The 12553-nt window shown below is 59.6% G+C and carries 12 protein-coding genes; 2 read left to right on the top strand and 10 right to left on the bottom strand.

Annotated elements, in window-relative coordinates:
* The first annotated feature begins 440 nt into the window (after positions 1-440).
* Positions 441-1232, top strand: a complete 792-nt coding sequence (locus KJQ96_RS14940) for a transporter (protein WP_309142414.1) — start codon at positions 441-443, stop codon at positions 1230-1232.
* A gap of 543 nt (positions 1233-1775) precedes the next feature.
* Here KJQ96_RS14940 and KJQ96_RS14935 read toward each other — a convergent pair.
* The 7 genes from KJQ96_RS14935 to KJQ96_RS14905 all read right to left on the bottom strand — a co-directional run bounded on the left by KJQ96_RS14935 (position 1776) and on the right by KJQ96_RS14905 (position 7950).
* Positions 1776-1937 (bottom strand): hypothetical protein, encoded by a 162-nt coding sequence (locus KJQ96_RS14935; RefSeq protein ID WP_213287332.1) that lies wholly within the window; start codon positions 1935-1937, stop codon positions 1776-1778.
* 288 nt (positions 1938-2225) lie between these two features.
* On the bottom strand, positions 2226-3431 hold the full coding sequence (locus KJQ96_RS14930; RefSeq protein WP_213287331.1) for a Tm-1-like ATP-binding domain-containing protein: 1206 nt from the start codon (positions 3429-3431) through the stop codon (positions 2226-2228).
* A gap of 9 nt (positions 3432-3440) precedes the next feature.
* Entirely contained in the window at positions 3441-3890 is a 450-nt protein-coding gene (locus tag KJQ96_RS14925) for an SRPBCC family protein (protein ID WP_213287330.1), read from the bottom strand.
* Positions 3872-4738 carry a phosphoenolpyruvate hydrolase family protein gene (locus tag KJQ96_RS14920; protein WP_213287329.1) on the bottom strand — a complete coding sequence of 289 codons (867 nt, stop codon included), beginning with the start codon at positions 4736-4738 and terminating at the stop codon, positions 3872-3874. Before KJQ96_RS14920 ends, KJQ96_RS14925 begins: the two co-directional genes overlap by 19 nt.
* The gene (locus KJQ96_RS14915; protein ID WP_213287328.1) at positions 4725-5717 is read right to left on the bottom strand and encodes a branched-chain amino acid ABC transporter permease; all 993 of its coding nucleotides are present in this window, start codon (positions 5715-5717) and stop codon (positions 4725-4727) included. Before KJQ96_RS14915 ends, KJQ96_RS14920 begins: the two co-directional genes overlap by 14 nt.
* On the bottom strand, positions 5717-6604 hold the full coding sequence (locus KJQ96_RS14910) for a branched-chain amino acid ABC transporter permease (RefSeq protein WP_213287327.1): 888 nt from the start codon (positions 6602-6604) through the stop codon (positions 5717-5719). Before KJQ96_RS14910 ends, KJQ96_RS14915 begins: the two co-directional genes overlap by 1 nt.
* Positions 6605-6738: 134 nt before the next feature.
* Positions 6739-7950 carry an ABC transporter substrate-binding protein gene (locus KJQ96_RS14905; protein WP_213287326.1) on the bottom strand — a complete coding sequence of 404 codons (1212 nt, stop codon included), beginning with the start codon at positions 7948-7950 and terminating at the stop codon, positions 6739-6741.
* Between the two features lie 71 nt (positions 7951-8021).
* Here KJQ96_RS14905 and KJQ96_RS14900 point away from each other — a divergent pair, with 71 nt between their 5' ends.
* Positions 8022-8885 (top strand): AraC family transcriptional regulator, encoded by an 864-nt coding sequence (locus tag KJQ96_RS14900; protein ID WP_213287325.1) that lies wholly within the window; start codon positions 8022-8024, stop codon positions 8883-8885.
* Positions 8886-9091: 206 nt separating this feature from the next.
* Here the strand turns inward: KJQ96_RS14900 and KJQ96_RS14895 are convergent, their stop codons facing one another.
* The 3 genes from KJQ96_RS14895 to KJQ96_RS14885 all read right to left on the bottom strand — a co-directional run bounded on the left by KJQ96_RS14895 (position 9092) and on the right by KJQ96_RS14885 (position 11849).
* Positions 9092-9247: a hypothetical protein gene (locus KJQ96_RS14895; protein WP_213287324.1), complete on the bottom strand. Its 156-nt coding sequence runs from the start codon at positions 9245-9247 to the stop codon at positions 9092-9094.
* Between the two features lie 390 nt (positions 9248-9637).
* Entirely contained in the window at positions 9638-9931 is a 294-nt protein-coding gene (locus KJQ96_RS14890) for a hypothetical protein (protein WP_213287323.1), read from the bottom strand.
* Positions 9932-10157: 226 nt separating this feature from the next.
* Positions 10158-11849, bottom strand: coding sequence for a hypothetical protein (locus tag KJQ96_RS14885; protein WP_213287322.1), 1692 nt, complete (start codon positions 11847-11849; stop codon positions 10158-10160).
* Positions 11850-12553: the final 704 nt, after the last annotated feature.

Here is a 12553-nt window from a genome sequence, read left to right as displayed (position 1 = left end):
TCGGGTCGTGGCATTCCGGTAAAACCGGACGTTGTGGCCGATTTCGCACACCGGCGATAAACAGCGGGACATTTGAACAAAGAGATTGATGCATCGTGATCTCGGGCATTGAATATGATGTCGATACATCGCGGTCTCGAGCATTGGGGCAAACAGATGAGGCGCGTGATATTTGAACGAAAGTCTGGTTGTCGGCTCCTGCACCTGCACTCTGGCATGAGCGTGGCTCTGGCGCTGTTCGGGTCTTTCACCGGCGCAGCCTAGCGGACGAGAGCGGCATTTCGTACTGGCCCCCGGGTCGGTTCGGCAGCCTTGCAGCTACTCCCCAGGTGCCGGGCTGGTCCGGGGCCGCGGTTTACTATCACACCAGCGTTGAAGCATCAGGCGCCGTTGCTGCGGCAAGACAGATTCAGATCGGCAGGATCCCTGCATCAGTTAACGTGAGCTTCAATGCAAATCTGAATGCGCACGCGGACCTCCTGCTGCTCAACCCGACCTACACGTTCGCAACACCGGTGCTGGGCGGACAACTAGCCTTAGGTGTTACCGGCATACTCGGCCGAACCAGCACCAGCATCGACGGTACGCTCACGGCAGCGTTTGGTCCGATCGTGACAACCCGCACGGGAAGCATTTCGGATTCACTCACATCCGTCGGAGATATGTATCCGCAGGCGACCCTGAAGTGGAATGCCGGCGTACACAATTTCATGACCTATGTGACCGGGGATATTCCGGTTGGCGCCTACGATCCCGCTCGCCTTTCCAACATCGGCATCGGCCATGCCGCGATCGACGGCGGCGGCGGCTACACCTATTTCAACCCGGCGACGGGGCACGAATTTTCCGCGGTCGCGGGTCTTACCTACAATTTCAAGAACCCTGACACGCAATACCAAAGCGGCATCGATTTCCATATCGACTGGGGCGCCTCACAGTTTCTCTCCAAGCGAGTCCACGTCGGGCTGGTCGGTTACGTCTATCAGCAACTCACGGCCGACAGCGGCCAGTCGCCGATCCTTGGTGATTTCAAGTCGCGCGTGCTCGGCGGCGGACCGCAAATCGGTTTTATTTTCCCGGTCGGTGATATGCAGGGATATCTCAACTTCAAAGGCTACAAGGAATTCGCGGCGGAGAACCGGCCGGAAGGTTGGAATGCATGGATTGTCTTTTCGGTTTCGCCCGCGGCGCCGATCCCACCTCCGCCGCAGGCGAGGGTGGTTCGCAAGTGATGACTGCTTCCCTTAACCCATGGCTTGGAATTAGCGCCACCGAGATTTGGCAGTGCAGAAAGGGCGCATCCCGGGGACTAGAGATGTTGCCACTGACCGGCTACACAATGGAGTACCTGGAGGCAGTGTCGCGAGAGCCAGCCGGCTTGATAGACGCGATCCTTGAGCCCGAGGGCCCCACGAGTTTGGGTATTCCTGGCCAAATCTGGTGACCACACCGGAATGACCTGCTGATTGCCCGTTCTGTCGTGACGATATCAAGCGGATGATTGAAGAAGGTAGCGTAAGTTGGTCGGGTGCGGGGAAAGGCGGTAGCGCTCCAGTGACTCGACTCCCGACAGCTCACCACGCCATGGGACATAGTAGCTAATTTGCTGTCCTCGCGAGCCAGCAATCCTGGAGAGCTCGCTACCCCAGCGAACCTCGCAATTCCTCAGCGAACCTCGTAGCCAGGATGTCGCCGAGTCCCAAGCTGATCATCCGCGACCGCTACTCTTCATTTGGAAACCGCCATCAAGTTATTGAAATCGTTAAAGGGCTTTTTCAGGCTTTTTTCCAAATGCGGCTTGAAATTGTTGAATAATCAAGCTGATTTTGATTCCGCCATTCGGAGGTTCGATCCCTCCCGCCCCAGCCACGCATTCTTCTTTTCAGAGAATTTTCTTTCTCTGATGAAAAAGGCCCGCCAAACGTGGCTTTTTTCATCGGCACTAGTCTCCAGAGACTAACGTTCGAACCTCTCAAGCCGAGAATTCCCAAAAGTCTCCAGCCGAATCCAAGAAAACTCCCGTTTTCTGGAGACTCGCATTGGAGACCATAGAATGAACCCACTGCGTGGTAGGGTTGCCAGTGCCGGCCTCCGCTGGACTGCTGTCTTACATGCGACGGCGCGAACAGTTTACGCATTTAAGCACGCTGATCCGCTCGAAATGGCCAGATCGTCCACGATTTCGAGACGGATGCATAATTGCGGCGGTCGCAAAGGTGCTGGAATCAGGGAATAGGTACGATCTCGCGCACGTGCTTCTCGACCGCTTCGACGAAGGGCGCATCGTTGATGTGATGCGGAACGCGGACCAATTGGTGTGCTGCGCTCTTTGCGAAATGCCTTTCAAAAGCCTTGAACAGCGCAGCGTTGGCAGACGGATCGTGGAATTTCTGACCGGCCGCGTCGAGAGCCGATACGCCTTTCTCCGGCAGCAACAGCCGGATCGGCCCTTTCGAAGCATTCAGCTTCGCCGAGATCCATGCCGCTATCTGCTCCAGCTCTTCCGCCGTCGTGCGCATCAGCGTAACATTGGCATTGTGAATGTGGAACAGGCGGGCCTTGTATTTCGCCGGGATCGTGTCCGGCGCCCAGAAGTTCACCATGTCGAGCGCGCCGCAGGAGCCGACCCACGGAATGCCGGCCTTTGCCACCGCATCGAAACGTTCCGGTCCCGCGGTGCAGACCCCGCCGAGAAGATGATCGGCGGCTTCGGTCGTTGTGAGATCGACCATGCCTTGCAGCATGCCGGCTAGCGCCAGCGCTTCCAGCGCGCGGCCGCCGGGTCCGTTGGCGTGAAACACCTGGCATTCGTAATCCTTGCCCAGCTTTGCCGTGAGCTGCTGCACGCAGGGCGTCGTGACGCCGAACATGCTGATGCCGAGCGCGGGCTTTGTATCCTTCACCACCGGCGGCTGGCGCAGCATCATGCCGGCAAGCGCATGCGCGGCATTGGCCAGGATCGTACGCGAGAGGCGATTCAGGCCGGCGATGTCCGTCACCGGGAACATCATCGCGATGTCATGGATGCCGACGTAAGGGCCGACATCTCCGGCCGCGAGCGTGGAAACCATCAGCTTCGGCACGCCGATCGGCAGCGCGCGCATGGCGGGCGCGATAATCGCCGTACCGCCGGAGCCTCCGAGCCCTATAGTGCCGCCGAGATCGTTTCGCGAGGCAATGAAATTTGTGAGCGCTGCAGACATGGCGGTGACCGCGACACCGCGGTCGCCCGCCTTCAGCACGGCATCCGCCCCCTGCGGGTGAAACGCGGCGACGGCTTCCGCGGAAAAATCCGCATCGTCCGCCGGCGTTTTCGTGCTGACGTCGATGGTAACAGCCCTCACGCCCGCGTCGCGCAGGAGGTCCGCGACGTAACGCAGCTCCTCCGCCTTGGTGTCAAACGTGCCGATGACGTAAGCGGTGCCTGGCATCGCGCGGTCCTATTTCATCCGCTTTTGTTTCGCGACCTCCTCCGCGCCTTCGAAGGCGAAGCGGAACGTGTCGCTCACGAGCTGATGCACGGAAGCGGCGTCCTTGTCGGCAACGTCATATTCGGCCCACCACTCGCCGAAAGTCTTGTTGCCCTCGGTGATCGGCTTCAGACGCATCTCCGCGACGTAATTCTGCACCGCCAGCGAGCTCACCGACAGGATGCGATAGCAGCAAGTGTGTTCACGATCCGAAAGCGCCAGCAGTTCCTCGCGGATATGGCCGCCTTCGTGGTTATAGAAACTGCGCACGCAACCGATCTGGTCTGAAGGCTTGCCATCCTCAATGTCGCTCTTGGTAAAGAAGCGGTGATAAACCGGCAGCGCGTTGAAGTCGCGCAGGACGCCCCACGCTTCCTCGATCGGAACATCCATTACTGCGCTCACATAGACGCGCGCCATTTGTTCTCTCCTTGATTGTGCAATTTCAGATTTTTGAACGTCTGGATGTGCTTGACCATAGCCTCTTCCACGGGAAGTCGCTCGACGCTGCTTGCCCCGTAGAAGCCATTGCAATGTACGCTGTGCTTCAGAACGTAATCGACGTCGGCGGGTGACGAGATCGGGCCGCCATGGGCGATCACGATAACGTCCTTGCGCACGCGCCGTGCCGCTTCGGCCCATTCGTCGACCAGCTTCACGCTCTGCTCAAGGCTTTTGGAAGTGGAGGCGCCGATCGTCCCGCCAGTGGTCACGCCCATATGCGGCACGATCAGGTCCGCGCCCGCCTTGGTCATTTCAATCGCTTCATCGGCGCTGAACACATATGGTGTGGTCAGCATGTCGATCTCATGCGCCTGCCGGATCATGTCGATTTCACCGGAGAAATTGATTCCCGTCTCCTCCAGGCTGACCCGGAAGGTGCCGTCGATGATACCGACGGTCGGAAAGTTCTGCACGCCGGAAAATCCGAGATCCTTCAGCTCGCGCAGGAACACCGGCATGATGATGAAGGGATCGGTGCCGTTCACACCTGCGATCACCGGCGTCTTCTTGCAGACCGGCAGGATCTCGCCGGCCATGTCTTTTACGATCGCATTTGCATTTCCATAGGCAAGCAGGCCAGCCGAGGAAGCGCGACCGGCCATGCGGTATCGGCCGGAGTTGTAGACGATGATGAGGTCGATGCCGCCGGCCTCCTCGCATTTCGCGGATATGCCGGTGCCGGCACCGCCCCCGATGATCGGTTCCCCGCGCCGGATCATTTCGCGGAAGCGTTCGACGATGGCCTTGCGTTCAAACCTGGGCATGTTGGCCCTCCTTTAAATCCAGTCGTCCGGCGTGAAGTGCAGTTGGACGCTGCTCTTGAAGCATGTGGTGAAGCTGGCCCACGACGCCGCGGCGGAAGACGAGCACGCATAGAATAAAGATGAGGCCGATGACAATGGTGACCCAGGCGCCCAGCGCATCGAAATAGTGATGCAACGCGGAGACGAGGATCGCGCCGATGGCGGGTCCAAATACGGTCGACATGCCTCCGAGCAGGGTCATCAGGATGACTTCGCCGGACATGTGCCAATGCACGTCGGTGAGCGCGGCAAGCTGAAATACGATGCATTTCAGCGAACCGGCAAGGCCGGAAAGACCGGCCGAGAGCGCGAAGGCGAGAATCTTGTACTTTTCGATCGCATACCCAAGCGAGCGGGCGCGCGGCTCATGCTCGCGGATCGCGCGCAGCACTTCTCCGAACGGCGAATTCACGATGCGGTAGACCAGCCACAGGCCCGCGCCGATGAAGGCCATGACCACATAGAACAGATTGATGTCACTGCGCAGGTTGATCAGACCGAACAGCACGCCGCGTGGAATCTCCTGCATGCCGTCTTCGGCGCCGGTGAATTCCGCCTGCAGGAAGACGAAATAGACCAATTGGGCCAGCGCGAGCGTGATCATAGCCAGATAGATGCCTTGGCGGCGGATGGCGAGGGTGCCAATCGCAGCGCCAAGGGCGGCCGAGCAGATTATCCCAGCGGCAATACCGATTTCCGGCGGCAGCCCAAGATCGCGCATCGCGTAGCCCGTGACGTAGGCGGCGGTGCCGAAGAAGGCGGCGTGACCGAAAGAAACGATGCCGGTGTGCCCGAGCAGAAGGTTGTACGCGCAGGCAAATAACGCAAAGCACATTACCTTCATCACAAATACCGGATAGATGAGATGCGGCACGAACGGCACAGCCAGGAGCGCGGCGACCACCGCGATCATCAAGCTGCTTTTCAGCAGCACAAGCATCACGTCTCCTCCCGACCGAACAGCCCTGCGGGCCGGAGCAGCAGCACCAGCGCCATCACCAGGAACACGACAGTGGCCGATGCCTGTGAGTAATAGACCTTCGTAAGGCCCTCGATCACGCCAAGTCCCAGACCGGTAACGGCGGAACCCATGATCGAGCCGAGCCCGCCGATCACCACAATTGCAAATACGATGATGACAAGGTCGGACCCCATCGAAGGGTATACATGCTGGATGGGTGCCGCCAGTACACCAGCAAAGGCGGCGAGCCCAACGCCCGAGCCATAGGTGAGCGTAAGCAGCAGCGGCACATTAATTCCGAACGCCCGCGTGAGATCGGGCCGTTCGGTTGCGGCGCGGAGATAGGCGCCGACTCGCGTTTTCTCAATGATGAACCAGGTTGCCAGGCAGACGACGACCGCAACGCCGATCACGAATGCGCGGTAGACCGGAAGAATCATGAAGCCGAGATCCCAGACGCCGCGCAGCTCCGGAGGCGTGGGAAACGGATGGCCGGACGAACCGAAGGCGACGCGGAAGCCGCCCTCGATCACGAGCACTAGGCCGAAGGTCAGCAGGAGGCCGTAAATCGGATCTAGGCCATAGATGCGGCGCAGAAACAGGCGCTCAAACAGTACGCCGAACAAGCCCACCACAACTGGGACAGCCAGAAGCGAGGACCAGTAACCGAGATTCAAGTGGCGTCCGAGGATAAAGGCCACGAACGCGCCGGTCATGAAGAAGGCGCCATGCGCGAAATTGACGATCCGGAGCAGCCCGAAGATGATCGCAAGGCCGAGGCTTAGCACCGCATAGAACGCCCCGTTCACCAGACCGAGTATGATCTGTCCGAGGAACGCCTGCAGCGGGACGCCAAAAATTTCCATGGCCGGTGTCGTCTCAAACTAACGGGGAGCGCTTGGCTGTTCCTGCTTTCGCCGGCGGCAACGCTCGAACGTGTCACGCCGGCCAAAAGGCAAACTCCTGGGCGAGCAAGAAGGCTCGCCCAGGACAGCAAGGCTTACTTCTTCACGAGAGGGCAGGTGCTCTCCGACAGCGGCTGGAACGCCTGCTCGGCAGGGATGGTGGCTACTGGCTTCAGGTAGTCCCACGGAGCCTTCGATTCCGCCGGGGTCTTCACTTGCCAGAGATACATGTCATGCACGAAGCGGCCGTCAGCGCGGACATGGCCGTCTTTCGTGAACATGTCGTGGACCTTCGTCTCGCGCATCTTCGCCGAGACCTTGTCCGCGTCGTCCGTGCCCGCGGCCTTCACCGCGTTCAGGTAGAACATGGTCGACGAGTAGTCCGCCGCTTGCGCCATGTTCGGCATCTTGCCGACACGGTCGAAGAAGCGCTTCGCGAACTTGCGCGTATCCTCATTCATGTCCCAGTACCAGGCGTTGGTTAGGAGCAGGCCCTGTGCGGCCGGCAGACCGAGCGAGTGCACGTCCTCGATCCAGAGCAGAAGTGCGGCGAGCTTCTGATTCTTGGTGGCGCCGAATTCTACCGCCGCCTTGATCGCGTTCACCGCGTCGGCGCCCGTTGAGGCTACGCCGATGATCTCGGCCTTCGACGCCTGCGCCTGCAGGATGTAGGACGAGAAGTCCGTGGTGGCGAGCGGATGGCGCGCGGCGCCGACGACGCGGCCCTTGTTGGCGCGCACGACGTTGGAGACCTGCTGCTCAAGGCCAATGCCGAACGCGAAATCGACGGTCAGGAAGAACCAGGTCTTGCCGCCCTGCTCGACGACGGCCTTGCCGGTGCCGTGCGCAAGCGAATAGGCATCGTAGGCGTAGTGGATCGCATAGGGCGAGCACAGTTCGTTCGTAATGCCCATGTTCGACGCGCCATTCACGATGACGTGGCGCTTCTTTTCCTTCGCGACGCCGGCTACTGCGCGCGCAACGCCGGAGTTGGCGAGGTCGTTGATCAGGTCGACGCCGCCGGTATCGAACCACTCGCGCGCCTTGGCGGCGCCAACGTCCGGTTTGTTCAGATGGTCCGCAGAGACTACGTCGATCTTCTTGCCAAGCACCGTGCCGCCGAAATCCTCGGCGGCCATCTTGACCGCCTCGATCGCACCTTTACCGGAAAGATCGCTGTAAATGCCGGACAAGTCCCCGAGGACACCGATCCGAACGACGTCATCGGAAACCTGGGCGATGGATGGCAATGCGCTGAAAGCCAGAGCCGCGGATGCGGCAAGCGAAATATGCAGACTCTTCACCATGGATACCTCCCTGCAGGACTATGTTGATTATTATTGTTTTCCACATTATCAACTTGTGGGGGACTTCATCCATGGCCGGTTCACACGAAAGCCTATCTGAAACCCACATAGTGGGTGACCACACGAACCAGTCCATGGTGCGTGCGGAAGAGTGCCTGGCGCTGGCGCAACGGCAAATTGCCCATGTGGGCGTTGGCGATGCCGCAGTGCCTTATAAGGTTGTGCGGACGCACCTGAGCGGAACCTACGTGCATGCCAGTCTCGGCGGCGAGGGTCGCATCCTGCTCGATGGCCGCTGGCGCCCGCACCAAGCGGGAATGGTTTCGCTGGCACCGGCCCACGTGCTCCACGCCTTCCACGCAATTCCTTCCAAGCGTTGGCAATATTGCTGGGTGCGCTACCTGCCGACCTCGCCCCGCTCCTCCATCCGCTTCATGGCGCCTGTGATGGCCCAGTTCGATCCCCAGCCGCTCAATCATGCGATCCTGGGGTTCATGCGCGAGTTCCACGCGGGCAGCAATACGAGTTCGGCAATGCTCTGGATCGATCTAATCGAGCATTACATTTCGCGCTTTGCCGAGCCCTTGCAGCGTGAAGATCGTCTGCGTGCAGTCTGGGAGGCAGTCCAAACCGACCTTGCTCATCCATGGACCATCGAGAAGCTCGCCGCGGAAGCAAAGATCAGCGGAGAACATTTGCGGCGCCTCTGCCAGCAAAGCCTGGGCCGCAGCCCGATGCAGCAACTGACGTACTTGCGTGTGCAATTTGCGGCGCACCGACTGGCGATGACCGGTGAGAAGATCGAGGATATCGCGCAGCAGGTCGGTTACCAGAACCCATTTGCGTTCTCGAACACATTCAAGCGGATGACCGGATTCCGCCCGTCCCAATTCCAAACACGCATGGGCGCCCGAAAAACGGCCGACATGCTATAGCTCTCGATTCGGACAGGAAGTAGATATCGGCCGCCCCTGAGCCGCGTCCGCTGCCGAAAAATAACGACGTTAGAATGATAGGTAGTCATCACTGGCACCCGGACATCCAGTGCAATTTTAGCCGGCGAATTGGTGATCGCCACGGAAGTAGGCCCGATCCGAGGAATGGCTAGATTCGCGGGAGACGGGTGCTTACCTCAACTAAATCAGCCAGTAGGTGCAAAAGTCTCCAGCCCGAAATTCCGGCAAAACGCAGGAAATTCATCCGACATTTCAAAGGGCTTTTTGCATTCGGGAATGTGGAGGTTCGATCCCTGTGAGGTCAGCCAGTCGATATTGCTCAGCAAAATCGCCTTCTCCATTGCTTCATTTGGAAAGGCGCATTCCGCTGCCTCTTGAAGAGAGATGTCGCAATTTCGCTCGCCACCTATTCGTCGCCGATGCAAGTGACGCAGTCTGGGCGAAGATAGGGAGGGGTGGTACGAGGATCATCCAGTCGCCACCGGCTCCACCCCTCAAAGCGCATCTCAGCCAGTCGAGAGCATCGACAAACACCTCGATCACGCGAACAGGGTTGCTCTCCTCAACGAAATCATAAGTGAACATTTGCCGAGCCTGAAGGCATCCGCCCTCTGCATCGGCGGCAACTCGACCGCGGTGTGGGCGATCCTTGCTATCTCGTTCTACCGGAGGTCTGGAAGCGACTGTCCGTAAGAAGGGGCCGCACCGGAGAGTGGTCCTTTGCTTGCTGGCTACCAGCCGCGAATGATGAACCTTGGTCCGCCGTAGCGGCGATCGTAGTAGCCGGGGCCAGCGTAGTAGTTATAGCCCCGGCCGGGGAAGTAGCTGGGGTCGTAGAAATAGCGCAGGACATAGCGCGGTCCTCGGGTCCGCCAGCAGCGTCCATAATACTCGTTGCAGACCAGACCGACCTGATCGACGTTGGAGATTTCGGCGGAGCCGATCGTCGTCGCGTTGAGGGGCGTTGCGGAAGCGGCGGACGCGAGCAGCGCGGCACCGAATGCGCCCAGTGCAATGGCCTTCATGGAGTTCTCCTTCGGTTGGGCGAGTCAATCGATCTCTGACGCGGCGTACCGGGATTCCCTTGGCCTCGAACATCCGGGCGATGGGATCGGTGTTGCCCGCGCGCGGGCCCGTTAAACTCTGCCAGCCGCGTTGCTACTAACGCGGCTTGCTCGTCCCCCCGGGGATATTCTCAATCGCTTCCAGGATTTCGGCACGCACGCCCTTATAGTGCTGGGCGAAGACGGATCAGAAATTAAGCTGGAGCAATCCGAACCAGCCATGCGCGACTTTGCCTGTCCCGCCGGCGCTCACCGGATAGTCCCAATTGGCTGAATATTCCACGGCCACCTTCAGCCCGTCCATCACCCACTCGCCTCCGGTAAGGAAGAGCCGGTGTTGCGGGACGAATCCGATCCGGGTTGGCACGCCGTTTTGCAAGATCGACACACCGGCCATGTCTTTGCTGCCGGAGTATCCCACCGAGATGTAATCACCTTGCGCGCCGATCTCCTGTACCCACGGATTCCAGTCGAACTGGTAGGCAATCGAGGCCTGCCAGGTCATCGGCATCATGTTCCGCGCAGTGCCGAGCCCATCGACAAACTTGGCGTCCTGAATTGCAGCATTTACCTCGCCCACGAACGCGAACGGGCCGAAACTGGTTTTGAGGCTCGCGGCCATTCCGGGAATCTGCCCGATCTGGCTCAGGAACGGGAGATAAGACGAATGCAGAAATCTGCTTTCGAAAACGGAGCTGCTATAGTCGACATGGAAGTCAAGGGTCCACGGACAAATCAGCGAGTCCTTCAACTGGTCATAGGGCACGCCGCAATGGCCCCTTGTCCGGTAACCGAGGCTGACGTTGTAATCGTCGATTTTCGTTCGGCCGGGTATGATGCTGTCGCTGCCTTTGTAGGTCATGACTGAGCCGTAGAAGGGCGCCGGGTCAAAGGGGAATGTGACTGGCGTAGGCCGGAACGGACGCTCAGGCAGCGGGGTGTAGCCGAGCCAACCCATGAGCTGTCTCACCGCCGGTGCGACGACCAACGGACTTACGCGTGGAACAACGACGGGTGCGGGCGGCGGCTGCCGCGGTGGAGTTGGCCATGCGAATTCCAGGCCTCCCGCCGTCTGACGGTTTTCAAACACCTCGGTTGTCAGCGGAGTGCCGATCGATAGCGTATCCAGGCGCGCCACGCCCGTGGACGTACCGAAATGCAAAACCTCCACGCCGAAGCGGGCCGCGATCGGGAATTGCATCAGATCGCCAACTGTAACGTGAGTCCGATCAAGCGTGAAGCGATCCACGCCTACGCCAGCGATGTTGGCCGGCACCACTGGTTGATTCCCGGTCGGGAATATCGCGCCAGTGCCGCTGTCGAAGTGGAGAACCAGAGCGCCGGTCAACCAGTCGCTCAGCTTGATATCGAAATCGAGCTCTGCCGTACCCAGCGACAGGTTTTCCTGGGTAGGGCCGGTGAATGAGCCGGTCCGCGAGGCCAGGCCTTCAACCACGCCGCTCAGCGTGAGGAAGTTATTGATCTTCGGTCCGGTCTTCGAGAGCGAGTCCCGGATGATCTGGCGCGTCGCGTTCTCGTTCGCCGCCCATCCGATCTCCAGATCTCTTATACGCGCGTTAAGCGGCCTCTTCGCTGCGGCTTCGGACAAATCCGGCTCGGGCAGAGCGGGCGGAGCGACGGGCGGCGCCACAACAACCGTGGGCGCGGCTGCCGCCGTAGTCGCGGCAGGTGCCGGACGTTGCTGCGCCGGAGCGGGCTTGACACGCCGCGTCGCCGACGCGCCCTCCAGGGCACCGAGACGTTCGGAAAGTTTGCGGTTCTCCGCCTTTAGCTCCCCGAGCATGCGCCGGAGATCTGCCACGTCCTCGCTCTCCGCGGCGGCGGCATAAGAAGGGACAAACAGCATGAGGCTGAACAATGCCGGTACAGCGCCAAAGGCCAGCGGGTACCGGGAGTAGTCGCAGCGCCAACTGTGCGCAGTTGACTTTACGATGCCAGTTTCTGCAGCGTGCCACCGTCGCCCGGATCCGGCGACGCGCTCATTCCGCTTACCCCTGATCATGCGCGGCCCCATCACTACCGCAGTTCGACGTCACTCACGTGGTCGAACTAACTCGTTCATAGCAATTCCGCACTGGTGATCAGATTGTCTCAGCCAGCGCTTCATCCCTCAGGCCGACTGCAGACAAGAGCCCGCTCAACAACGCGGAGCAAATAATTGCCGGAGGCCCCCAGCAATGTTGGGATAAGAGTGACGCGGATGACGAATTACGCAAGTGCCACGAAGTGATATATCTAAAGTGACGTATCCTAGAGTGCAGAAGAAGCCGCGAACAGCCTTGTCGTCTTGTCAGCCAACTTCAAGTAGCGGTAGGGTTTTTGCTACCTAAGCTCGCAAAGTGCGTAAACACGCGTGACCCAATTGGAGCCAATATGTAATCCAAATGGGTGGATTGTGCCGATAAGAACATCAACTTAGGATTCTCACTAGCCTTGATCTGTTTCTCAGCTTGATCTGTTTCTCAGTCTGCTTTCAGGAAAGGCAGTCTTGCGGAGTTTGGATTACGGCGAAGCCTCACCAGCGCGGTAGCACGACCGAAATAAAAGCCGGCGCAAGGCCGA

It is taken from the genome of Bradyrhizobium sp. sGM-13, assembly GCF_018398875.1.
Lineage (GTDB): Bacteria > Pseudomonadota > Alphaproteobacteria > Rhizobiales > Xanthobacteraceae > Bradyrhizobium.
The sequence above is the reverse complement of the archived record's forward strand: the minus strand, read 5'-3'. Positions and strand labels throughout refer to the sequence as shown.